Source organism: Glutamicibacter sp. Je.9.36 (assembly GCF_051129975.1).
Taxonomy (GTDB): domain Bacteria; phylum Actinomycetota; class Actinomycetes; order Actinomycetales; family Micrococcaceae; genus Glutamicibacter.
The window spans coordinates 345416-366570 of record NZ_JBCPSN010000004.1; the positions used below are offsets into that span (position 1 = coordinate 345416).

Annotated in this window: 23 protein-coding genes and 4 tRNA genes; 10 read left to right on the plus strand and 17 right to left on the minus strand. The window is 62.4% G+C overall.

Going from position 1 to position 21155, the window contains the following annotated elements; translation table 11 throughout:
* Position 1 precedes the first annotated feature (1 nt).
* The 3 genes from AAZQ98_RS12525 to AAZQ98_RS12535 are packed head-to-tail and all read right to left on the minus strand — an operon-like array spanning position 2 to position 3230.
* Entirely contained in the window at positions 2-889 is an 888-nt protein-coding gene (locus AAZQ98_RS12525; RefSeq protein ID WP_105657897.1) for a carbohydrate ABC transporter permease, read from the minus strand.
* Positions 886-1923 (minus strand): carbohydrate ABC transporter permease, encoded by a 1038-nt coding sequence (locus AAZQ98_RS12530; protein WP_105658004.1) that lies wholly within the window; start codon positions 1921-1923, stop codon positions 886-888. The genes AAZQ98_RS12525 and AAZQ98_RS12530 overlap by 4 nt, the downstream gene beginning before the upstream one ends.
* Positions 1924-1931: 8 nt before the next feature.
* On the minus strand, positions 1932-3230 hold the full coding sequence (locus tag AAZQ98_RS12535) for an ABC transporter substrate-binding protein (protein ID WP_434692702.1): 1299 nt from the start codon (positions 3228-3230) through the stop codon (positions 1932-1934).
* Between the two features lie 216 nt (positions 3231-3446).
* On the opposite strand from AAZQ98_RS12535, the gene AAZQ98_RS12540 reads away from it, so the two are divergent.
* On the plus strand, positions 3447-4517 hold the full coding sequence (locus AAZQ98_RS12540) for a LacI family DNA-binding transcriptional regulator (RefSeq protein WP_105657895.1): 1071 nt from the start codon (positions 3447-3449) through the stop codon (positions 4515-4517).
* Positions 4518-4598: 81 nt separating this feature from the next.
* Here AAZQ98_RS12540 and pyrE read toward each other — a convergent pair whose 3' ends face one another.
* The gene (gene pyrE, locus AAZQ98_RS12545; RefSeq protein WP_400291028.1) at positions 4599-5156 is read right to left on the minus strand and encodes an orotate phosphoribosyltransferase; all 558 of its coding nucleotides are present in this window, start codon (positions 5154-5156) and stop codon (positions 4599-4601) included.
* A 39-nt stretch (positions 5157-5195) separates the two neighbouring features.
* Between pyrE and AAZQ98_RS12550 the strand changes: the two genes are divergently transcribed.
* Together AAZQ98_RS12550 and nadE are read left to right on the plus strand one after the other, a co-directional pair.
* The gene (locus tag AAZQ98_RS12550) at positions 5196-5633 is read left to right on the plus strand and encodes a MarR family winged helix-turn-helix transcriptional regulator (protein WP_434692706.1); all 438 of its coding nucleotides are present in this window, start codon (positions 5196-5198) and stop codon (positions 5631-5633) included.
* A 92-nt stretch (positions 5634-5725) separates the two neighbouring features.
* Positions 5726-6550 (plus strand): ammonia-dependent NAD(+) synthetase, encoded by an 825-nt coding sequence (gene nadE / locus AAZQ98_RS12555; RefSeq protein ID WP_402473742.1) that lies wholly within the window; start codon positions 5726-5728, stop codon positions 6548-6550.
* A 3-nt stretch (positions 6551-6553) separates the two neighbouring features.
* Here nadE and AAZQ98_RS12560 read toward each other — a convergent pair whose 3' ends face one another.
* The 4 genes from AAZQ98_RS12560 to AAZQ98_RS12575 all read right to left on the minus strand — a co-directional run bounded on the left by AAZQ98_RS12560 (position 6554) and on the right by AAZQ98_RS12575 (position 8749).
* Positions 6554-6853: a winged helix-turn-helix domain-containing protein gene (locus tag AAZQ98_RS12560; RefSeq protein ID WP_105657891.1), complete on the minus strand. Its 300-nt coding sequence runs from the start codon at positions 6851-6853 to the stop codon at positions 6554-6556.
* Complete coding sequence (locus tag AAZQ98_RS12565; protein WP_402473743.1) at positions 6850-7290, minus strand: hypothetical protein; 441 nt, start codon at positions 7288-7290, stop codon at positions 6850-6852. Before AAZQ98_RS12565 ends, AAZQ98_RS12560 begins: the two co-directional genes overlap by 4 nt.
* Positions 7287-7490 (minus strand): hypothetical protein, encoded by a 204-nt coding sequence (locus AAZQ98_RS12570; protein ID WP_402473744.1) that lies wholly within the window; start codon positions 7488-7490, stop codon positions 7287-7289. Before AAZQ98_RS12570 ends, AAZQ98_RS12565 begins: the two co-directional genes overlap by 4 nt.
* Before the next feature lie 116 nt (positions 7491-7606).
* On the minus strand, positions 7607-8749 hold the full coding sequence (locus AAZQ98_RS12575; protein WP_402473745.1) for an acyl-CoA dehydrogenase family protein: 1143 nt from the start codon (positions 8747-8749) through the stop codon (positions 7607-7609).
* 72 nt (positions 8750-8821) lie between these two features.
* Here AAZQ98_RS12575 and AAZQ98_RS12580 point away from each other — a divergent pair, with 72 nt between their 5' ends.
* Complete coding sequence (locus AAZQ98_RS12580) at positions 8822-9325, plus strand: MarR family winged helix-turn-helix transcriptional regulator (protein WP_105658003.1); 504 nt, start codon at positions 8822-8824, stop codon at positions 9323-9325.
* On the opposite strand, the gene mmsB is transcribed toward AAZQ98_RS12580, so the two are convergent.
* A complete protein-coding gene (gene mmsB / locus AAZQ98_RS12585) occupies positions 9320-10216 on the minus strand; it encodes a 3-hydroxyisobutyrate dehydrogenase (RefSeq protein ID WP_332727630.1) in 897 nt (298 codons plus the stop codon). The two genes, AAZQ98_RS12580 and mmsB, sit on opposite strands and share 6 nt — an antisense overlap.
* Positions 10213-11265, minus strand: a complete 1053-nt coding sequence (locus AAZQ98_RS12590) for a 3-hydroxyisobutyryl-CoA hydrolase (RefSeq protein ID WP_434692711.1) — start codon at positions 11263-11265, stop codon at positions 10213-10215. The genes mmsB and AAZQ98_RS12590 overlap by 4 nt, the downstream gene beginning before the upstream one ends.
* 105 nt (positions 11266-11370) lie before the next feature.
* Here AAZQ98_RS12590 and AAZQ98_RS12595 point away from each other — a divergent pair, with 105 nt between their 5' ends.
* Positions 11371-12171, plus strand: coding sequence for an exodeoxyribonuclease III (locus tag AAZQ98_RS12595; protein WP_105657885.1), 801 nt, complete (start codon positions 11371-11373; stop codon positions 12169-12171).
* Positions 12172-12173: 2 nt separating this feature from the next.
* Complete coding sequence (locus AAZQ98_RS12600) at positions 12174-13028, plus strand: hypothetical protein (RefSeq protein WP_286134704.1); 855 nt, start codon at positions 12174-12176, stop codon at positions 13026-13028.
* Positions 13029-13080: 52 nt separating this feature from the next.
* Here AAZQ98_RS12600 and AAZQ98_RS12605 read toward each other — a convergent pair.
* The 4 genes from AAZQ98_RS12605 to AAZQ98_RS12620 all read right to left on the minus strand — a co-directional run bounded on the left by AAZQ98_RS12605 (position 13081) and on the right by AAZQ98_RS12620 (position 13539).
* A tRNA-Asp gene (locus AAZQ98_RS12605) sits at positions 13081-13154 on the minus strand.
* Between the two features lie 61 nt (positions 13155-13215).
* A tRNA-Phe gene (locus AAZQ98_RS12610) sits at positions 13216-13288 on the minus strand.
* 49 nt (positions 13289-13337) lie between these two features.
* Positions 13338-13411: transfer RNA gene (locus tag AAZQ98_RS12615), tRNA-Asp, on the minus strand.
* Positions 13412-13466: 55 nt separating this feature from the next.
* Positions 13467-13539 (minus strand) — tRNA-Glu (locus tag AAZQ98_RS12620).
* A 150-nt stretch (positions 13540-13689) separates the two neighbouring features.
* On the opposite strand from AAZQ98_RS12620, the gene AAZQ98_RS12625 reads away from it, so the two are divergent.
* Together AAZQ98_RS12625 and AAZQ98_RS12630 are read left to right on the plus strand one after the other, a co-directional pair.
* Positions 13690-14049, plus strand: a complete 360-nt coding sequence (locus AAZQ98_RS12625) for a metallopeptidase family protein (protein WP_402735213.1) — start codon at positions 13690-13692, stop codon at positions 14047-14049.
* A 778-nt stretch (positions 14050-14827) separates the two neighbouring features.
* Positions 14828-16546 carry an NlpC/P60 family protein gene (locus AAZQ98_RS12630; RefSeq protein ID WP_434692715.1) on the plus strand — a complete coding sequence of 573 codons (1719 nt, stop codon included), beginning with the start codon at positions 14828-14830 and terminating at the stop codon, positions 16544-16546.
* Between the two features lie 77 nt (positions 16547-16623).
* On the opposite strand, the gene AAZQ98_RS12635 is transcribed toward AAZQ98_RS12630, so the two are convergent.
* Positions 16624-17601, minus strand: coding sequence for a universal stress protein (locus tag AAZQ98_RS12635; RefSeq protein ID WP_105657882.1), 978 nt, complete (start codon positions 17599-17601; stop codon positions 16624-16626).
* Between the two features lie 169 nt (positions 17602-17770).
* Here AAZQ98_RS12635 and AAZQ98_RS12640 point away from each other — a divergent pair, with 169 nt between their 5' ends.
* Positions 17771-19222, plus strand: a complete 1452-nt coding sequence (locus AAZQ98_RS12640; RefSeq protein WP_181148871.1) for an NCS2 family permease — start codon at positions 17771-17773, stop codon at positions 19220-19222.
* 92 nt (positions 19223-19314) lie between these two features.
* The gene (locus AAZQ98_RS12645; protein ID WP_402473748.1) at positions 19315-19824 is read left to right on the plus strand and encodes a DUF2087 domain-containing protein; all 510 of its coding nucleotides are present in this window, start codon (positions 19315-19317) and stop codon (positions 19822-19824) included.
* Here AAZQ98_RS12645 and AAZQ98_RS12650 read toward each other — a convergent pair.
* A complete protein-coding gene (locus AAZQ98_RS12650; RefSeq protein ID WP_286134238.1) occupies positions 19821-20648 on the minus strand; it encodes a spermidine synthase in 828 nt (275 codons plus the stop codon). The genes AAZQ98_RS12645 and AAZQ98_RS12650 overlap by 4 nt on opposite strands.
* The gene (locus tag AAZQ98_RS12655) at positions 20641-21147 is read right to left on the minus strand and encodes a GNAT family N-acetyltransferase (protein WP_286172335.1); all 507 of its coding nucleotides are present in this window, start codon (positions 21145-21147) and stop codon (positions 20641-20643) included. Before AAZQ98_RS12655 ends, AAZQ98_RS12650 begins: the two co-directional genes overlap by 8 nt.
* Positions 21148-21155 lie beyond the last annotated feature (8 nt).

Genomic DNA, 21155 nt, shown 5'->3' on the forward strand with positions numbered 1-21155 from the left:
ATCAGCCCTTGACTGCGCCCTGCAGTCCATTGACGATGCGCTTCTGCATGGCCAGGAAGAAGATCAGTGCCGGGATCATCGCCAGCGCGGTGAACGCGAAGACGCCGGCGGTGTCGGCCGAGTGCTCGCTGGAGTAGTCGGCGACGCCCAGCGGCAAGGTGCGCATATCCCCTTGCAGCAGCAGCAACGGCAGCAGGTAGGCGTTCCACGAGCCGACGAAGGCCAGTACGCCGACGGTGACCATGCCCGGCCCGGACAATGGCAGCAGGATCCTCCAGAAGAAGCCGATGCGGCTGGCGCCATCGAGCTGGGCGGCTTCTTCCAGCTCCTGGGGCAGCGCCATCAGGAAGGGGCGCAGGATGACCACGGTCATGGGCAGCGCGAAGGCCGCCTGCGGCAGGGCGACGCCCCACCAGGTGTTGCCCATGTCCAGGTCCCGGGTAATCAGGATGAACAGCGGAACAATCGCCACGGTGGCCGGGAACAGCAAGCCAAGCACGAAGACCATGAAGATCGGCTCGCGCAGGCGGAACGTGTAGCGGGCCAGCGGGTAGGCAGCCATGATGCCGAAGACCACCACGACGATGGTGGTGATCACCGCGATCATCGTGGAGTTCAGCGCGTACTGCCAGAAATCCGGGTTCTTCAGCACGCCGGCGTAGTTCTCCAGCACCCACGGCTCGGGAAGGCCTGCCGGGTTCTCGGCCAGCTGCGCGTTGGTGCGGAACCCGCCGAGCACCCCGTAGAGGACCGGGCCCAGGGTGATCGCGACAACCGCCAAGGCGATGGCGTAGACCAGGACGTTTCCGCCTTGCCGGCCGTTGCGCTTCTTGGCGCGTTTTGCCTGGGCGGGGGTGTGCTGGGGCCTGGTAGCCAGGGTGGCGCTCATGCTTTGGCCTTCTTCCGCTTCGTGCGCTCATCATCGGGCTGCGAATCCCGCTTGAGGATGAACTGCTGGTAGGAGATGGCCAGAACCAGGGCGACGATGAACAAGATGACCGAGGCGGCCGCGGCGATCCCGAAGTTCTGGCGCTTGGTTCCTTCCGAAACCAGGAAGCTGGCCATCGTGGTGGTGGCGTTGGCCGGTCCGCCGCCGGTGAGGATCCAGACCATGTCGAAGAGCTGCAGCGAGCCGATCATGGACAAGAAGCCCCAGGTGCGCAGGGTGGGGCCCAGCAGCGGGATGGTGATCTTGCGCTGGATCTGCCACCAGGAGGCGCCGTCGATTTCCGCCGCTTCGTAGAGCTCGGACGGCACCCCCTGCAGCCCGGCAAGGAACAGGATCACCGCCAGGCCAAGATACTTCCAGGTCAGCACTGCCAGCACGGTCCACAAAGCGAGTTCCGGCGTGCCCAGCCAGCCCTGGGCCGGCCCCTGGATTCCCAGCTTGGACAAGATGGTGTCGATCACCCCGTACTGCGGCTGCAGCAGCTGGAACCAGACCACCCCGGCGATGACTTCGGACAGCACGTAGGGCACGAAGATGATGGTGCGCAGCAGGGACTGGATCTTCATCTTCCGGTTCAGCAGCAGGGCGATGCCCAGGCCGATCGGCAGCTGCAGGGCGATGGAGCCGCCGATGATGACCAGGTTATGGACCAGGGCATCGGTGAACACCTCGTTGCCCAGCACCCGGACGTAATTCTTGAAGCCCACGAAGTCCACCAGCGGACCGAAGCCCTTCCAGTTGTACATCGAGAAGCGCACGGCCTGGATGATGGGGACCAGCATGAAGACCGCGATCAGCAGCAATGCCGGGCTGACGAAGAACAGGATCTCCAGGTTCTTGCGCCGCTGCGCGGGCTTGCGCGTGCGCTTGGCACCGGCAGGCGGCAGTCCGCTTGGCGTGGAACGCCGCCTTTCGGAAAGCCCTGGGCCACCGCTGGCTGGCGGACTGGCTGCGTAGGTTACTTCTGGGGCCACGGCGTGGATCACTTCTCCAGGTCAGCGGCATCTTGGCTGGCGTCGACGATCTTCTGCGCGTCGGATTTGCCGGCGAAGAGCAGGGCGATCTCGTCGTTCATGGCCCCGCCAATGGAGGCGCCGAACGAGGTGTCGAAGTACAGCTGGAAATATGGCGCCTTGTCGCGCACGTCCATCAGCGAAGCCAATGCCGGATCCGAGATCGCGTCCTTGGCCGCCGGGTTGGTCGGCAGGCCCATGTCCAGCTCGGCGAAACCGCGCTGGACCTCGTCGGAGAGCATGTGCTTCACGAAGTCCACCGCCGCGTCGGGGGCGCCTTCGGAAACTGCCCAGGCGTCGCCTCCGCCAAGCTGCGCGGCCGGGTCGCCCTGGCCGCCCTCAATGGCAGGGAAGGGGAACCATCCGGCGTCTTCCCCCATGCCAGTGCCGTCTTCGGTCAGGCCCTGCATGACCCCTGGCTCCCAGTGGCCAGCCAATTCCATGGCTACCTTTCCGGTGGCCAGCAGGCCCGAAGCGGAGGTGGGGCCGGACTGCGCCGGGGTAGAGAGGAAGCCCGGGTTGAATGGCTCGGATTTGATCAGCTGGTCCACGTCTTCCCCGGCCTTGGTGAAGCACTGGTCGCTGAAATCGAGATTGGCGACCGAATCGGCCAGGGCCTGCTGGGAGCATTCGCGCACTGCCGCGTAGTACCAGTAGTGGGCTGCCGGCCATTTGTCGCCGGCGCCGATGGAAATCGGGTCGATGCCGGCCTGCTTCAGCTTCCCGGTGGCCGCAATCAGTTCATCGAAGGTCTGCGGGGCCGAGTCGATGCCCGCTTCCTTGAACAGCGCCTTGTTGTACCAGAACCCCGCACCGCCCAGCGAGAACGGCAAGGCGTAGGTCTTGCCATCGAGCTGCCAGCCGCCGGCGTTCTCGCCGAGGAAGGCGATTTCCTCGGAGGCCGCCTCGGTCAGGTCCTTGGTCAGCCCGGCGGCCACGTGGGCTGCGAGCTCCCCGCCACCACGTTCCATGTAGACATCCGGGGCGTCGCCGCTCTGGAAGGCCGCATCGAGCTTGGTGAGCATGTCCTCGTGCTGCATGGCGCTGACTTCGACCTCCACCCCTTCATGGGCGGCTTCGAAGTCGGCTGCAACCTGTTCGTAGTAGGCCTTGCCGTCGCCGTTATTGGAGTTGTGCCACCAGGTGATGGTGGTGGTTCCGTCTGCCGACGTCCCTTCCTGGCCTGCATCGGCGGCGCAGCCGGTGGCCAGCAGGGCAGTCGTGGCGGCCAGCGCCAGAATCTGCGCACCTCGGATCTTGGATAACATGCTCGTGCTCCTCAGCTGTGATGAAGACCTGCCGGCATCGGACGGCAGGCGATTGGCTCCACCAAGAATTGCACCGTGACGCAGGTCATGTCAATCGTTTTCGATAACGTTTTCGAAATCCATTGCGAAAACGTTGTCGAAAGATCCGCAATCGGTCGTCATGCCCCCGTGAAGTCACGGAATTCCGGAGTATTTTGCGCTACTGTTAGTGACGTGATGACCCCTCAGACCGGAATCCCCGGGATCGCCAATGCCCAGCAGCCGCAGATCCCCGGCGAGCCTTCCAGCGCACGCGTGACCATCAACGACGTCGCGCGCGCCGCGCAGGTCTCCGTCTCCACCGTCTCGAAGGTCGTCAACGGCCGCTACGGGGTCGCCCCGGCCACCATCGCCAAGGTCCACCAGGTCATCAGCGAACTGGGCTACGAGACCTCGCTGGTCGCCTCCTCGCTGCGCAGCACCCGGACCAACATCATCGGCATCCTGGTGGCGGAGTTCGAGCCCTTCTCGCTGGGCCTGCTCAACGGCATCTCCGCAACCCTGCGCGGAACCCAATACGATTTAATGGCCTACGCGGGCAACCTTTCCCCCGAAGGGCATGCCGGCTGGGAACGCCGCTCCCTGTCCCGCTTGGGCGGAACGCTGATCGACGGCGCCATCATCGTCACCCCCACCGTGGAAGTCCCGCACAGCTCGGTGCCGGTCGTCGCCATTGACCCGCATGCCGGTCCGGAAATGCCGATCGCCATCGACGTGGACAACCGTTCCGGGGCCTATACGGCCACCCGGCACCTGCTGGATCTGGGCCATCGCCGCATCGGGCACATCCGCGGGCGCGGGGACCTGGCTTCCGCGCACCTGCGCGAGCAGGGCTACCGCCAAGCGCTGGAAGAGGCCGGCGTGGAATTCGATGGGCAGCTGTCGCACGATGGCGATTACCAGCATGATGCCGCGGTGCAGGCCGCCCATGACCTGCTGGACCTGCCCCAGCCGCCCACGGCGATCTTCGCGGCCAATGACCTCTCGGCCCTGGCCGCCTTGCAGGTGGCCGGCGAGCGCGGGCTGCAGGTTCCCGGCGATCTTTCGATCATCGGCTTCGATGACATCCCGGCCGCGGCACAGTCCTCTCCCCCGCTGAGCACCGTGCGCCAGCCGCTGCATGAGATGGGCGCCCAGGCGGTGAGCATGCTGCTGGGCCTGCTTGCGGGCGAGGACGTCCGCTCCCCCGGCCACCTGCCTGCCGTGCTCGTCCCGCGCGAGACCACGGGCCCCGCGCGCAGCAGCTAGCCGGGAAAAGCAGAGCACCCCGCCGCGCACCGGGAATTCTCCGGTGGGCAACGAGGTGCTGTGCAGGGAATCGCTTGCCGGCTACAGGCCCAGCTCGTTCTTGCCGTAGGCGAACAGGTACGGAACGCCGGCTTCTTCTTCGATGCGTTCCTTGGCTCCGGTGTCGCGATCAACGATCACGGCCACGGCAATCACGTTGCCGCCGGCCTTGCGCACGCCCTCGACAGCGGTCAGCGCCGAACCGCCGGTGGTGGAAGTATCCTCGAGCACGATGACATCGCGGCCTTCGACGCTTGGGCCCTCGACCTGGCGGCCCATGCCGTAGGACTTCTGCGCCTTGCGGACCACGAAAGCGTCGATGGCGCGGCCCTTGGCCCGGGCGGTGTGCATGATGGCGGTGCCTACCGGGTCAGCGCCCATGGTCAAGCCGCCCACATTGCTGAATTCCAGCTTGGCCTCGTCCAGCAAGCCAAGCATGACTTCGCCAACCAAGCCCGAGGCTTCCTGGTGCAGGGTTACACGGCGCAGATCGATGTAGTAATCAGCTTCCTTGCCCGAGGACAAGGTGACCTTGCCGCGCACAATGGCTAGTTCTTGGATCAGTTCTTTTAGTCGCTCACGGGCGCTGGTTTCGCTCATACCCTCGATTCTAGTCGGCATCATGGCTAGGCTGATTCCATGAACGCAAAACGCCCCTTGGGTTACTGGCTGAAATTGGTGGATTCGCTGATTGACGAGCAGTTTGCAGCGACTTTGGAAGAGCACGGTGTGACACGCAGGCAATGGCAGGTGCTCAACCTGCTGGAGCAGCAACCTGCCACCGAGGCGCAATTGGACGCCGGGCTTTCCCCGTTCTTCGCCTCGCCGGATGAACCGCAATCATTGACAGAGCACCTTGCCGAGTTGATCGAATCCGGCTGGGTTACGGCAATCAACGGCGAGTATTCCATCACCGATCGGGGCCACACCTCGTTGCTCAAGCTCAGTGAGCTCGTGGAAAAGATCCGCACCCAGTTCGGCCAGGATCTGGACGGTTCCGAATATGACGCGGTGGTCGAAGCCTTGGAGAAGATCGCGCGCAATCTCGGCTGGGACCCGGACCAGGATTCCGAATAGCCCCTCCGGGATTTGTTGAGAACAGATTAACTTTCGTTCCCAGCCTGTGCAGCGGTACCGCACGGCGAGGGCTCATGCCTAGGATTAGAAGCATGCGTGAACTGCAAGCAAAGATCATTGAAGAGCTGGGCGTGCGCCCGGAAATCGACGCGGCCGACGAAATTCGCCGTCGTATCGACTTCCTCAAGGACTATCTGGCCGCTACCGGTGCCCGGGGTTTCGTGCTGGGCATCTCCGGCGGCATCGATTCGACGCTGGCTGGCCGCTTGGCCCAGTTGGCCGTCGAAGAGGTGCGCGAATCCGGCGGCGAGGCGCGCTTCGTGTCGGTGCGCCTGCCGCATGGCGTGCAGAAGGATGCGGCCGATGCGGAAGCGGCCATGAATTTCGTGGCTGCCGACGAGCAGTTCGAGGTGAACATCCAAAAGCCTGTCGCCGCTTTCGATGAAGCCCTGGCCGATGCGGGCCACCTGGCGCTGAGCGATTTCAACCGCGGAAACCTCAAGGCCCGCACCCGGATGATCATGCAGTACGCCATGGCCGGGGACCGCGGGATGCTGGTCCTGGGCACCGATCACGCGGCCGAATCGATCACCGGCTTCTTCACCAAGTTCGGCGATGGCGGAGCGGACCTCCTGCCCCTGGCCGGGCTGAATAAGCGCCAGAACCAGGCACTGCTGCGCGAGCTGCAGGCTCCTGAGCTGCTGTGGGCCAAGGAGCCTACCGCGGACCTGCTGGACGGCCAGCCGCTGCGCGCAGATGAAGAGGAACTTGGCCTGACCTATCCGCAGATTGATGACTACCTCGAAGGCCGCGAGATTGACCCTGCGGCAGCCGAGGTCATCGAAAGGCGCTTCGTGGGATCCCGGCACAAGCGCACCGTACCGGCCACCTACTGGGACAAATGGTGGCGCGCTTAAGGATTACCCCAAGCCGGTGATTTCCTTCAGCGCCTGGACATGTTGCGCAAAGGCCTCCTGCCCAGCTGAAGTCAGCTTCGCCCAGGTACGAGGCCTTTTGCCCACATACCCTTTCTTGATCTGCACGTAACCGCCGGCTTCCAGTGCGCTCAGATGCCGGGAAAGCACCGAATCCGAAATGCCGATGGCTTCTTTCAAGGATTTGAAATCGGCTTCGTCCACGGCTTGCAAGGAGCCCATCAGTGAAAGCCGTACCGGGTTGGAGAAGTCGTCGTTGAGCCGTTCGCGAGCATGGGCATTCACTTGCGCACCATCGCAATTCCGGTCAGGAACAACGGCGCGGCAACGATAATCCAGATCAACGCGATGGCGCCCCAGCCCATGGGTCCCGCCCCGAGCAAGGCCACTGCCACCGCGTAAAGCACCATGCTCGCAATGAACCCCCGAAGATACATCTTGGAATGCCCGCGCGGCAGCGAGCGGTAGAGCTTCCCGTAAGCCAAGGACATTGCTGCAACGGATACGCAGAACAACGCCATGATGACGATGAAGCCGATAAAATCCGCATCGGGACGAAAGACCTGCAGCAGTGCGGCCAGGCCGCCCATGAGCACTCCCAAGATGATGCAATAGGTGCCCAGCAATTTGGCTCCGTACCCGGCGGCACGCTGCATTCCCTGCCGCGCCGACCCCAGGGCGGCCAGTTGCTCTTCAGGGCTCATTTTCTTGCCGGAACTCATTTGCTGGCCGCCTTGCGAGCCTTCTGCTGGCGCTGTGCGTAGACGGACGTCATGGTCATGCAAATTGCCATGAAGAAGCCCATGCCAATGAAGATCAGGGAGTTGTTGCCCGTGGCATAGGCGGTCATGGCCATTGCCGCGAAGGCCAGACCTGCCGCAACGGTGATGATGGTGTACCAGGTGCTGAATGGCATCTTCATTGTCCTGCTCCTTTGGCTTTGATCTTCCGGGTTCCCCAACCATAACAAGTACTTTCCACTTTGGAAAGTACTTGTTATGAATTAGCTGGAAAGATTCCAACGGACGGATGCCCCGGCTACACGAAGGCACTGACTCCGGTCAGGGCACGTCCCACAATCAGCGAATTGATTTCATAGGTGCCTTCATAGGTATGGAGAATCTCGACATCGCAGAAGACCTTGGCCATTTCGAAATCGCTCACAATGCCATTGCCGCCAAGCATCGCTCGGCCCAAGGCGGCCGAATCCCGCGCCAGGCGGGTGGCAGTCGACTTCGCCATTGCCGCATCCACCATGTGCAATTCCGCGCGCTCTTGCTTGCGGGCAATATCGCCCATCATGGAAAGGCAGGCGCTCAGGTTGCCTGCAATTTCGGCCAGGGGCTGCTGAATCAACTGGAAAGCGGCCAGCGGCTGCCCGAACTGCTGGCGCTGCGCGACGTACTCGCTGCAGATGTCGAGCGTTGCCATCATCGCGCCGACAGCCTGCCACCCCACCCACGCGCGAGATTGCATCAATAGCTGGTTTGCCGCAGCGAAGCTGGTCACCCCTGGAAGCTTATTCGCGACGGGAATCCGCACATTCTCCAGCCGAATATCCGCATTCTGCATGCTGCGCAGCCCGATCTTGTGTTCGATCTTGGAGGCGCTATATCCAGGGCGGTCCGCTTCAACGAGGTAGGCCCCGACCTGCGAAGTTTCCTCGTCCTTGGCCCAGACCAGCGCGAAATCGCTGAAGGTGCCCATGCCGATCCACCGCTTGGCCCCGTTCAGAACGTACTGGTCACCGTCGCGCTGCGCGGTGCTCCGTATGCCGCCGGCGATATCCGATCCATGTTCCGGTTCGGTCAGCGCAAATGCGCCGTAGGCTTCAAAGCCGGCGAGCTTGCCCAGCCACTGCGCGCGCTGCTCTTCCGACCCCAATTCGCGGATCATCCCGAGCACCAGTTCGTTGTGGATGCCGACCACGGATGAGATTGAAATATCGGCGCGGGCGAGTTCTGCATGGATCAGCCCCCGCAGCAAATGCGAGCTGTCCCCCAGCTGCAATCCGCCCAGTCCGAGTTCGGCCAGTTTTCCGATCAGCTCGGTCGGAAATTCTTCGCGGTTCCAATAGCCAACGGACTGCTTGCGCACCTGATGCTGCGCTACCTGCCTGATTCCAAGCAGTCGCTGCCGTTCGGTTCCACTTAGTTCTCCGGCCACATTCAAGAGGTCCATCCGGGGATTCCTTCCAAACCATAGGATGTCCAAGTATATTGTTGGACTAAGTCTTCTTTTGGGGGTATGCACATGACTTCTCCGCTCTCACGCGATCCAATCGCGCAAGCCAGGGAACAATGGATTTCCCATGGATGGTCAGCCGAGGCCGACTCCATGGCCGCAATTACCGCGGTGATGCGCACGGCATCGATTTACCTGCAGCGAGCCGATGCCATCCTCAAGCCGCACGGGCTGACCTTTGCGCGATTCGAAGTACTCGCCTTGCTCGGTTTCTCCAAGCGCGGCTCCCTGCCCATGAGCCAGGCCAGCCAGCTCCTGCAGGTCCACGCCACCAGCCTGACCAACTCGGTAGACCGCCTGGAAGCCACCGGTTTGGTGCGGCGCATCCCGCACCCGACCGACGGCCGCACCCGCCTTTTGGAACTCACGGCCGCAGGCCAGCAAGTGCTGCCTGCGGCCCGCGGCGATCTGAACGAAAAGCTCTTTGCCCAGAGCGATCTCTCCGGCACCGACGCCACCGAGATTTTCGAGATCCTGGCCCGATTCCGCAAGGCCTCCGGGGACTTCCTATAGCGATCCGTCGCGGATCGCGTTGATAATCCCGGAAAAATCGGTTCCCGCATCGCCCTCATCGCTGAACTTGCGGTACAGCGCTGCGGCCAGGGAGCCGAGCTGGGCATCGGTACTCGTATGCTCCAGCGCGCTAGCTGCCAGGCCGAGGTCCTTGGCCATCAGCGCTGCGGCAAATCCTGGCTGGTAATCGCGATTGGCAGGGGAAGCAGGCACAGGTCCGGGCACCGGGCAATTGGTGGTGACCGACCAGCATTGCCCCGACGCGGAGGAAATGACATCGAAGAGCGCCTGGTGCTCCAAGCCCAGCCGTTCTCCGAGCACGAAGGCCTCGGCAGCGCCAATCATCGAGATGCCCAGCAGCATGTTGTTGCAGACCTTGGCGGCCTGGCCTGCGCCGTACCCGCCGCAGTGCACGATCCGCTTGCCCATGTGCTCCAGCAGCGGGGTGATCTCTCCGAGATCTTCGGCTTGCGCACCGAGCATGAACGTCAAAGTCCCCGCTTCTGCCCCGACCACGCCCCCGGATACCGGAGCGTCGGCGCTTCGATGCCCCGCGGCGACCGCAAGCTGCGCCGCTTCACGGGCCTGCGCTACGTCGATTGTGGAGCACTCCAGGAACAGCGTATTGGGCTTGGCGCTATCGAGCAGGTATTCGCGGTAGGCATCGAGCACGTGCTTGCCCGAAGGGAACATCGTGATGACGATGTCCACGCCGGCGGCCGCCTCGGCTCCGGTAGCCACAGTGCCGATGCCTGCCTCTTGGGCGGCCTGCACCGCGCCAGGAACCACGTCGAAGCCCTTGATCCGGTAGCCTGCCTTGTGCAGGTTGATGGCCATGGGCAATCCCATATGGCCCATGCCCAGGAATCCGATAACTGGTTTTGCGTTCATGAGTGGCTCTTTTCCGCTAGATCTTCACCGAGCAGTGCGAAAGTTAGTTCTGCCCCGAACAGGGGCTCCAAATGCCGTTGCGTGCGCTGGCCCGGGCTTAGCCCCGGGACTGCTTCCGTCCATTGCGCAGTGCGGTCCTTGTCGATGACTGCGGCGCGAATCCCCTCGGCGAAATCGGGGTCATCAAGCCGGTGAACGGCAGCCCGATACTCTCGTTGCAGGTCTGTTCTCAAATCCGATCCAGCCAGGTGGATCAGTTCTTCGGCCAAGCGCACCGAGCTCGGGCAGGCGGCGCCCAATGCCTTCAACGCCTCTTGGGCTTGCGGGCAGTCGTGCAGCTCCAGTGCACGCATGACCGCTGGGGTGCTTGCCTCGCCAAAGGCCTGTACCCATTCTTCGTGCAGGAAGCCAGGATCCGGAGTCTCGGCATAGCTGGCCAGCACCGACGCGGCCGGCTGGGCCTCGAGGTCTGCGAGCACGTCGGGGATCCGGGCCTTGGGCACATACGAGTCGGCCAGGCCCAAAGCGATGGTGTCGGCCGCGCTGAATTTCATTCCAGTCAATGCCGCCAATCGTCCGGCCGCATGCGGGGCACGCGCCAGCAAATGCGTTCCGCCTACGTCCGGGAAGAATCCGATACCGACTTCCGGCATGCCGCAACGGCTGGTTTCGGTAACTATGCGATGGCTGCCATGCGCCGAGATGCCGATGCCACCGCCTAGTACGATTCCGTCCATGAGCGCAATGTACGGCTTGGGGTACTCGTCGATCAGGACGTTGAGCTGGTATTCAATGCGCCAGAAGTCAGCCGAAGCACCGCTGCGGTCCAAGATATCCCGGTAGATCGCCACGATATCCCCGCCGGCGCACAGGCCGCGCTCCCCTGCGCCCATAACCGCTACCTGGGCGATATCCGGGTCATCGCGCCATTCCAGCAGCACGTCGAGGAAGTCGCGGCACATGTCCGCGTTGAGGGCGTTCAGGGCCTTCGGCCGGTTCAGCGTAATGAGCCCCAGGTGCCCCCGGCGTTCGGTCAGAATCTCAGGCAACAGACTCTCCTTTGAGTGATTGAGGTCACCTACTAGTGTCGAATATACTCGGACTTCCAACTAAATTGAAGTGGCACAAGACAGCAAACTTGATAGGTTGAACTAGTGAAGATTGCAACCTGGAATGTGAACTCGCTGCGAGCCCGCGCCGACCGTGTTGAGGACTGGCTGCGACGTACCGATGTAGATGTCCTGGCTATCCAGGAAACTAAGTGCAAAGACGACAATTTCCCCTGGGAACTGTTCGAGAACAACGATTATGAGGTAGCGCACTTCGGAGTCAACCAGTGGAATGGCGTTGCCATCGCTTCTCGCGTTGGCCTCGAGGATGTTGAGCGCACCTTCCCCGGGCAGCCGGAATTCGGCAAGGCCGGCAAGAATCCGATCCAGGAGCCTCGCGCCATCGCGGCAACCTGTGGCGGAGTGCGTGTCTGGAGCCTGTATGTACCCAACGGACGCGCGTTGGATGATGAGCACATGGGCTACAAGCTGAACTGGCTGGATGTGCTCAAGCAGGAATCCGCCCGATGGCTGGCGGAAAACCCCGAGGCGCAGATTGCCTTGATGGGCGATTGGAACATCGCGCCAAAGGACGAAGACGTGTGGGATATCGACTTCTTCCTCGAGAACAAGTTGACCCACGTCTCGGCGCCAGAGCGCGCCTCCTTCGCTGCCTTCGAGGAGCTGGGCTTCACCGATGTCGTGCGCCCGCACACCGAAGGCGAATACACCTACTGGGATTACACGCAGTTGCGTTTCCCGAAGGGCGAAGGCATGCGCATCGATTTCTCGCTCACCTCGCCTGCGCTCACCGCACGCGTAACCGGCGCAAGCATTGACCGCGAAGAACGCAAGGGCAAGGGCGCCAGCGACCACGCCCCGGTCATCGTGGAGCTGGCCGACTAGTCATGGCGGCAAAGATGATTGGGCCCGCCGCAGAGCTGACCGCAGCTACAGCGCACCTGCGCGTCTACGAGCCGCTGGATGCTTTCGAGGATTGGGCCCAGTCCATCATCCTGCGTACCCCGCGGCGCACCGCGGAGCAGTGGGATGACTTCGAGAACGAGCGGCTGTGGAGCCGCACCCTGCGCCATGTCTCCGACCCGTTCCCGCATAATGAGCCGGAATTCTTCCGCAGCGTGAAGTCCTTGGACTACCAAGGGGCCGAGCACACGCGCTATTGCCCGGGGCAATTGCAGGCACGCAGCCTGCTCGCTGCCGAACAAGCCGAAGAAGCCATGCGGGCCGAGGTTTTCGACCTGCTGGTACCGCCGGCAGCGCGGCAAGCTAACGCACAACGCGTTGATGCCGACCGCCTGGCCAATGACCTGACCCATCTGCACACGAGGACCTCTTCATGGGGCATCCCGCTGGGCTGGTTTGCCCTCTTCCGCGAGGACGACGAGCACGAGCTGGTTCACAGCGGTGAGCAGCTGAAGACGGTTCGCATGTACGCCACTTTCGAACAGGCCATTGACCGCCTGGCTTGGGCAGTCCAAGCGCTGGCATCCCATGCGCCGCAGTCGCAGCTCTTCGAGGAGCTGGGCAGCCTTGGCGGATGGCTGGAATCCTTCGACAACAGATCGGTCATTGAACTGGATTATGGCCTGTTGGCAGAAATTGTGTGGCCCGATGATTCCGCGAACGACTTGATGCACGGCATTCAGGCGTTGGAAGACGAGGACATGACTAGCGCCGCCGCCGCATACCGCCGGCTGAGCAATCGCTGGATTGGTCCGCGGCATCTTGGCCGCGCGAACTAACTGCCCCTGGATACAGCAAAAGCCCCGGAATCCGGAGCTTCTGTTTAGTGTGCGACCCTGACGGGACTTGAACCCGCGACCTCCGCCGTGACAGGGCGGCGCGCTAACCAACTGCGCTACAGGGCCTAGTGCTTTGAATAAATTCAAGTCACACAGTAAAACCCCCGGGATAAACCGAGGGCCTGCGTGGCTCCGACCGGCGTCGATCCGGTGACCTTTCGATTTTCAGTCGAACGCTCTACCAACTGAGCTACAGAGCCTGGTACCACTAAGTGGACACCAAATCTACTATTGAAATAGTAAATTGAGCGACCCTGACGGGACTTGAACCCGCGACCTCCGCCGTGACAGGGCGGCGCGCTAACCAACTGCGCTACAGGGCCTTGCTTTCGCAAGCCAATGGATTTCTCCATCTGACAACCACATAATGGTTGTTTGTACCCCCAACGGGATTCGAACCCGTGCCGCTGCCGTGAAAGGGCAGTGTCCTAGGCCGCTAGACGATGGGGGCCTAAGTTGTTCGCTTCGGTTTCTTGCTTCTCCGTAGCGGACTCCAATAACTATACGCAGTGTTTTTTGCTTTTGCAAAATCGGCACCTGGACGAGTTTCACCCATGCCAAATCGGGTGCGCGGGCCTAGTCTGGAAGCATGCTTTTTGAGATGGATGACGACGAATTCCAGACCCTGGTCGAGCAGGCCATCGACGCCATTCCGGAGGCTGCATTCGCCATGATGGACAACGTCATTTTCTTCATCGAAGACGAGTATGAGCCGCTTCCAGGAGAATCAGAAAACCCTGAAATTCTGGGGTTATACGAGGGCATTGCACTCACGGAACGGGACCTGGACTGGGGCACGGGCGCACTTCCCGACCGCATAACGATCTTCAAGAATCCGACGCTTCGAGCCTGCGAAACACGTGAAGATGTAGTGCGGGAAATTGGGATTACAGTGATGCACGAAGTGGCCCATCACTTCGGAATCGACGACGCGAAATTGCACGATTTAGGGTGGTCATAGCCCCAAATCCGCAGAATCTTCTTTTGAGATCTGCCTCACAAAAATACTCGAATGCAGTGGTCGAGTCGAGGTCGAAAGAGACCCAAAGCACAGGCATGGCGCTTGGAATCGCCATCCGGGTCCAGTCGACCGGCGGGCAAGCCGCCCAAAAGCCGGCTCTCAACGATTCGCGCGCCGGTCGGTTTCCCGTTGCCCCGCTGGCGGCTGCTTTATCCGGGCGTGATCAGGTGCAGCCAGCCGGAGGAACCTGGCATGCCCCTTGCCCTTGTCCACCCAGCGACTCTGGGCCCCTCCGCCACCAAGGGCAGCGAGGTGATCCCGATTGGGAGCACGGCACCGCACCCCCTCAAAAGGATTTCGCCATTGGAGCCGGCGCCTCCGAGGCAGACCCAGCGAAGCAGAGCTTTGCGCCCTCCCGGAGTACCTTTCCCTTTTAAAGGCAAACCTTCTTGCAGCCGCACATTCCCCTCCGGCACGTTACCCAAGCTTCATGACAATCGATACCTTGGTAACGAGGCGAGATATATGTCTGAGTAATTTCCCAGCCACTCTTGATCAGCCACACAGATCCCAAATGCCACTATCTTCGCAGATCACCGCCGAATACCCAGGCGAATTACACGAATGGGATTCATGTGACTGATGTGAACAGTGTTGCCAAGCGTGTCTTAATTGGCCTAATGTGCTATTTGGAGTCTTATCCGAATCGTGACCTACTCATCGGTGAAGGTCACGACTCACGCACTCCGCGTCATCCAAGTACTTAGTGAGGAACGATATGGCTACTCGCCACACGCTCGGTGTTGCTGCAAGCACCCTAGCCCTAGCGGTGTCCTGCATTGCAGGCGCTTTGCCCGCTTCCGCATCTACTTCAGCTCTGCTTCCTCAGTCTGTGGCCATCGCTGCCGCACCTAGCGCTTCCGCGCTACCTTCGGACGCAGAGGTCCAGGACGCAAAGAAGGATAAGGCTTCGACGAACGCGATGATCGCGCGCATCGAAGCTTCCCTGGCTTCCAGCCGCGCCGAACTGAAGCGCGTTGAAACTGAGGCCGCTCAGGCTCAGGAATCCCTGCTCACCGCCGGCGAAGAGCGCGATCTGCGCACCGCTGCGGCCGAGAAGGCTGTAGAACAGCTCGAGTACGCAAAGACTTACCTGGAGCAGAGCCGCAACGATCTGGGTGCTATCGCTTCGGATATCTACCGCAATGGCGCAGGCACCTCGACCCTGAGCCTGCTCCTTGATGACAACCAGGAAGGCGACCTGTTCTACAAGGCCGCTACCATCGACGCGTTGAGCGAACAGAAGGTCCAGTCCGTCAACACCGCCACCGAGGCCGAAGGCCTCGTTTCGGCTTGGCAGGAATATGCTGATGCGGCACAGAACGCCGCCGAAGAAGCTGCAGCCAACTATGACGCAGCCGCAGCGACCGCGAACAGCACCCTGTCCACCTACGAAGCAGCTATCTCACCTGAGAAGCAGCTGCGCGATGACTTGATCGGCCACCTCGCTACCTTGAAGCAGAAGGAAGAGGCCGAGGTTCGCCAGGCGGTTGAAGAGCGCGAAACGCAGGAGCAGGAAAAAGCTCTCGCGGACGCCATCGCCGAAGAGGAAACCGCCAAGGTTCCCGAAACGAAGCAAGACTCCGTTCAGCCGCTCTCGGTTGAAAAGCCACGTGAGCTGGAGCAGGCCGAACCTGAAGAGGAAACGGTCGAGTCGGAGCCTGAGAAGGTTGAAGAGGAACCGGAAGCTGTCGAGCCTCCCGTAGCGCCGAAGCCGGAGCCAACTAAAAAGGCCGAGCCAAAGCCGGAACCGACCAAAAAGGCCGAGCCAAAGCCGGAACCGACCAAAAAGGCCGAGCCGAAGCCGGAGCCAACCAAGAAGGCCGAGCCGAAGCCAGAGCCAACCAAGAAGGCCGAGCCAAAGCCAACCAAGAAGGCCGAACCGAAGCCGGAACCCACCAAAAAGGCCGAGCCGAAGCCGAAGACTACCCCGAAGCCGGCACCCAAGCCTGAGCCAAAGCCGGAGCCCAAGCCGAAGGTCACCCCGAAGCCAGCGCCTAAGCCTGAGCCAAAGCCGGAACCTAAGCCGGAGCCGAAGCCTGAAGTCGCGCCGCAGTCCGGCAGCAACTACTCAGCAGCGTTTTCCTGGGCCTTGAAGACCGCGGATGATCCCAGCAAGTACTACGTTTACGGTGCCAACGGTCCCGATGCTTTCGACTGCTCGAGCTTCTCGCAGCGAGCTTTCGGCAAATCCGGCATCAGCCTGCCACGTACTTCGTCCCAGCAGTTCGCTAGCGCCCCGCAGTACGTGTCGCTGAGCAACCTGCGCCCAGGTGACCTGGTGTTCTCGTCTTCCAACGGCGGTTCCTCGTTCTACCACGTAGCTATCTACATCGGCAACGGCCAGGTCGTCCACGCTCGCAACCCGAACGCCGGCATCTCGGTGACTCCACTGAGCTACGTCAACAACCTCTACCCGAAGGCAGCCCGCTACTAAGCGCCACCCCTCGAGCACGAAGGCCGCACACCCTTTTGGGTGTGCGGCCTTCCTGCATTCTGGCTACAGGCGTGCGGTCACTGCTCCTGCGCCCGCGTATCGAAGTCCTTGCGGTTCTCCAGGCGAGGGTCATCCGAGTCCGGCACGACCATCACCGGGCCCTTGGAGTGGTGCAAGACGCCCTGCGAGGTTGAGCCAAGCAGCATCCCGGTAAAGCCGCCGCGGCCCCGCGAGCCGGTGACGGTCAGTACCGCATGCTCGGATTCGCGGATCAGCACCTCGACGGGAGGCCCGGAGACCACATCGGTTTCCATCTTCAGCGACGGATAGTGCGACTTCAGCCATTTGGAGCCCACACTCATCTGGTAGCGCACATCTTCCAGCACGGCTTCCTGGTCAACGGTCGCCGGCATCCATGCCAGCGCCGCCCCCACCGGCGGCACCGCGCAGATCAGGCGCAGCGTCAGGTCGCTGGCGATGGCCGCGTCCGCGGCCGCCAGCACCGCTGAACGCGCGCGGTCTGAACCGTCAACGCCGACCACGATGCAGTTGCGGTTCGACGCCGCGGCGGCACCGGCCTCTTCCTGCTCCTTGGCCATGGCCAGCGGAACCACGACGGTCGGGCACTTGGAGTGCGCGGGCAGTGCCGAGGACACCGAGCCGAGCAGGCGGCCAACGAAGCCACCGCGGCCACGGGTTCCGACCACTACCAATTCGGCGTCCTGGCTCAGGTCCAGCAGCACGCCGGACGGGTCGCCGGATTCGATATAGGTGCGGATGGCCGCCGTGCTGCCTTCAAGCTCTGCGCGCGCCTGGCGCACAATGTCCTCGGCTCCCCCGCGGATCAGGTCGTCATCCAGGGTCGAGTAGCCTGCGTCCATGGAGGACGCGGCGAACACCGGGATGGTGTAGGCGGACACGATATTCAACACGCTGCCGCGGCGTACCGCTTCGCGTTCGGCCCAGCGCAAAGCGCATCTGCTCTGCTGGGATCCGTCCACGCCAACGACAATTCCTTCAATCTTCTCTGCTGCGACTGGTGCTTCGTCACTCATCAGACTCGCTCCTCAACTACCTCAGATATAACGGGATGTGATTTCCCTTACCACCAATGTACTTGCTTCCGCAGTTCTAGGTGTGAGTTGGGTCTAAAGTTTTCGCGTACAGCCTACTGGACACTCGGATCGATATGAATCAGCGCCCGAAACGTCATAGAATTTTTCCATGTCCTCCTCCACACAAACCGCGTCCGGGAATGCTATGGCCGCGCGCATCGACCGATACTTCAAGATTTCGGAACGGCGTTCAACGTTCTCCACCGAAGTTCGCGGCGGCATCGCCACCTTCTTCGCGATGAGCTACATCGTCGTCCTCAACCCGCTGGTTCTTTCCGGTGCCGATTCCTCGGGCGGCGAGTTGGGCATCCAGCGCGTTGCCGCGGTGACCGCATTTGTCGCCGGCATCCTGACCATCCTGATGGGCATCTGGGCCCGCCACCCATTCGCCATGGCTACCGGCTTGGGCGTCAACGCCTTCGTCGCTATCACCGTGGCAACCAACCCGGAACTGACCTGGGCTGATGTCATGGGCCTGGTGCTCATTGCGGGTGTGGTCATGTTCGGCCTGGTGCTCACAGGGTTCCGGACCGCGGTGTTCAATGCGGTTCCAGCCGGATTGAAAACCGCCATCGTGGTGGGCATCGGCATGTTCATCGCACTGATCGGCCTGGTCAACGCCGGCTTCGTCCAGCGCCTCCCGGATGCCGCGAACACCACCGTTCCGGTGGGCCTGGGCTTCGACGGAGAGCTGATGGGCTGGCCGATCCTGGTCTTCGTTGTCGGCCTGCTGCTGACCATGGCCCTGGTGGTGCGCAAGGTCAAGGGCGCGATCCTGATCGGCATCGTCGTTTCTGCGATCCTTGCCAACATCCTCGAAGCCGTCTTCCACATCGGCGCGATGGAGACCAATACCTGGTCGCTGGTGGTTCCGTCGCTGCCGGAGTGGACCCTTCCGGACCTGTCGCTGATCGGCCAGGTCAGCGTGTTCGGCGCCTTCAGCAAGATCGGCGCCACTGCCGCTTCGCTGCTGGCCTTCGTCATCCTGCTCTCGATCTTCTTCGATGCCATGGGCACCATGGTGGGCTTGGCTTCGGAAGCTGGTTCCATGGACGAGAACGGGCAGATCCCCAACGTGGACAAGGTCCTGCTGGTGGATGCGGCCGGCGCGATCGTCGGCGGCGGCACCTCCAGCTCCTCGGCGCAGATCTTCGTGGAGTCCGGCGCCGGCATCGGCGAGGGCGCCCGTACCGGCCTGGCCTCGGTAGTCACCGGCCTGCTGATGATCGTCGCGATGTTCCTGAGCCCGCTGATCTACCTGGTGCCTTTCGAAGCCGTGGCGCCGGCACTGGTCGTGGTCGGTTTCATGATGATCACCCAGGTCTCCAAGATCGATTGGAACGACTGGGGCATCGCGCTGCCGGCCTTCCTGACCTTCACCCTGATGCCGTTCACCTACTCGATCGCCAATGGCATCGGTGCCGGCTTCATCTCCTACGTCTTCATCCGCGCCACGCAGGGCCGCGCCAAGGAAATCCACCCGCTGATGTGGGTTGTTTCCGCGGCTTTCGTGCTGTTCTTCGGCATCGGACTGATTGAGATGTGGGCCGGGGTCAAATAGCCCCGAAGCCCTCCAGGCGCCCCGTCATTGCTCCGGCGATGGCGGGGCGTTTTTTGCCTCCGTCCCGGCGGGCACTGGCTAGGATGGGCTCTATGAGCGATCAGCAGAACACCGCTGGGCAGTGGATCCAGGTGGCCGCAGGCTTGAAGAACCCCTCGATGCGCCGGCTTCTCGGGGCCGTATTGAGCGGGCACGGGGTACCCGAGCAGGCCAATAAGTCCGAACGCAAGGACTTGGAGCGCTGGGCCAGCATCGGGCTTCTGCGCCAAGAGGGGTCCGACTGGGCGCTGAACGACGAACTGCTGGAGAAGACCTTGGCTTCGGCCTCGGCCGCGAAGGCCGACCGCGTCGGGATCCGCCGCTTCTTCGACGAACACAAGCTGCATAGCCTCCCGGCGAAACCAGCGGACCGCCATGAAGTGCTGGTCTACCTGCGCAATGCGGTGATAGGAGCCGGGGACGAACTGCGCGAAGAGCAGCTCAATGAACGGCTGCGGGTATTCCACCCGGACGTCGCGCTGCTGCGCCGCTACATGGTTGACCACGGCCTGCTGCAGCGCGCAGCAGACGGGAGCGGATACCGGATGGGCCCCGGGAGCTAGCCGGTAATCGGCACGGCCCCGGTGGCGAAGCGCTGCACTGCCGCCCCTGAAACCAGCTGCGCCGGCAACGGCGCAGTGCGCAGGCTGCGTTCGAATGCAGGGCCGAGCTTGAGCGGTTCGTCGCTGGCCAGGAACACGATGTTCCCGTAGCGCCGGCCCTTGAGCATCGGCGGGTCGGCGATCATGGCCACATGCTCGAAGACCTCCAGCAGCGTCGCGGCTTCCGCCTTGGCGCCGGACAGGTCCGCGGTATCGCCGCAATTCATGATGTAGACGCCCCCGGCATCCAGCACGCGCTGGGCTTCGCGGGCGTAGTCCGCCGTGGTCAGCACGCGCGGGGTGGTGCTCCCGGCGAAGACATCGCGGATGATCACATCGCGGCTCGCATCGCTCAAGGTGGGCAGCACCTGGGCTGCGTCTCCCACGCGCAGGCGTACCAGCGGAGCGCGCGGAACCTCGAAGTGGACGCGCACCAGCTCGGCCAGCTTGGCATCCAGTTCCACCACGACCTGCCGGGCGTTTTCATAGCTGGCCGCGACCCAGCGGGCCATGGAGCAGCCACCTCCGCCAAGGTGGAGCACGCGCAGCTTGCGGGCGCGCCCGTCGTATTGCCCGGCCGGGAAACCGATGGCGAAGACCGGTTCCATCCAGCGCATGTACTCGAAATCGAGGTAGGCCGGGTCCTCCAGGTCCACATGGGAGGAGGGCACGCCGTTGACCTTCAGGATATAGCGGCTGGCGCCGTAGGGATCAGCTTCAATGATCGCCGTTCCGGTGTCGATCGGATACTCTCCGAGCATTGATTCCTTGGCATCCCTAGCCACGCGCGCGCACCATTCGTTGTTCGATTAAGCCATCCCAGCTGCCAGTCAGGGCTTCACTGGTTCCATCAGGCGTGAATCCCTGCTTCGCGAAGAAGGCCAGGGCCCTCTCGTTGCCTTGCAGGACCCAGACCAGGGCGTCGTGCTGTCCAAGGACAACATCGAAGAGGTGCTGGCCCAGTCCGGTACCGTAGTACTCTTCCAGGACATAGAGCATGCCCAATTCGACGTCTACTCCGGCATCCTGGTCTTCTTCGATCACCGGAGTTCCACCGGCTAGCCCGATGATGCGGCCATCGCGGTCTTCCGCGATGAAGAACTGCGCTCCGGATGCCAGCCCGCGTTCCCACCAGGCTGTCTGGCCATCAAGTTGGCCTTCATGGTGGGCGAAAAAGGACTCATCGCGAAGTGTGGCGTACGCTTCTCGCCAGGCTTGCAATTTCATTTGCAGCGCTGGGCGGACGTCTTGTTCAGTAGCCAGTCGGATTCGGTAGTCGTTCATTTGCGGCA

Bases quoted from the DNA above. Each gene is read 5' to 3' on its own strand.
- AAZQ98_RS12525 (WP_105657897.1), bottom strand. From the start codon at position 889: ATGAGCGCCACCCTGGCTACCAGGCCCCAGCACACCCCCGCCCAGGCA.
- AAZQ98_RS12535 (WP_434692702.1), bottom strand. From the start codon at position 3,230: ATGTTATCCAAGATCCGAGGTGCGCAGATTCTGGCGCTGGCCGCCACG.
- AAZQ98_RS12540 (WP_105657895.1), top strand. From the start codon at position 3,447: ATGACCCCTCAGACCGGAATCCCCGGGATCGCCAATGCCCAGCAGCCG.
- pyrE (WP_400291028.1), bottom strand. From the start codon at position 5,156: ATGAGCGAAACCAGCGCCCGTGAGCGACTAAAAGAACTGATCCAAGAA.
- AAZQ98_RS12550 (WP_434692706.1), top strand. From the start codon at position 5,196: ATGAACGCAAAACGCCCCTTGGGTTACTGGCTGAAATTGGTGGATTCG.
- nadE (WP_402473742.1), top strand. From the start codon at position 5,726: ATGCGTGAACTGCAAGCAAAGATCATTGAAGAGCTGGGCGTGCGCCCG.
- AAZQ98_RS12565 (WP_402473743.1), bottom strand. From the start codon at position 7,290: ATGAGTTCCGGCAAGAAAATGAGCCCTGAAGAGCAACTGGCCGCCCTG.
- AAZQ98_RS12570 (WP_402473744.1), bottom strand. From the start codon at position 7,490: ATGAAGATGCCATTCAGCACCTGGTACACCATCATCACCGTTGCGGCA.
- AAZQ98_RS12575 (WP_402473745.1), bottom strand. From the start codon at position 8,749: ATGGACCTCTTGAATGTGGCCGGAGAACTAAGTGGAACCGAACGGCAG.
- AAZQ98_RS12580 (WP_105658003.1), top strand. From the start codon at position 8,822: ATGACTTCTCCGCTCTCACGCGATCCAATCGCGCAAGCCAGGGAACAA.
- mmsB (WP_332727630.1), bottom strand. From the start codon at position 10,216: ATGAACGCAAAACCAGTTATCGGATTCCTGGGCATGGGCCATATGGGA.
- AAZQ98_RS12600 (WP_286134704.1), top strand. From the start codon at position 12,174: ATGGCGGCAAAGATGATTGGGCCCGCCGCAGAGCTGACCGCAGCTACA.
- AAZQ98_RS12625 (WP_402735213.1), top strand. From the start codon at position 13,690: ATGGATGACGACGAATTCCAGACCCTGGTCGAGCAGGCCATCGACGCC.
- AAZQ98_RS12630 (WP_434692715.1), top strand. From the start codon at position 14,828: ATGGCTACTCGCCACACGCTCGGTGTTGCTGCAAGCACCCTAGCCCTA.
- AAZQ98_RS12635 (WP_105657882.1), bottom strand. From the start codon at position 17,601: ATGAGTGACGAAGCACCAGTCGCAGCAGAGAAGATTGAAGGAATTGTC.
- AAZQ98_RS12640 (WP_181148871.1), top strand. From the start codon at position 17,771: ATGTCCTCCTCCACACAAACCGCGTCCGGGAATGCTATGGCCGCGCGC.
- AAZQ98_RS12645 (WP_402473748.1), top strand. From the start codon at position 19,315: ATGAGCGATCAGCAGAACACCGCTGGGCAGTGGATCCAGGTGGCCGCA.
- AAZQ98_RS12655 (WP_286172335.1), bottom strand. From the start codon at position 21,147: ATGAACGACTACCGAATCCGACTGGCTACTGAACAAGACGTCCGCCCA.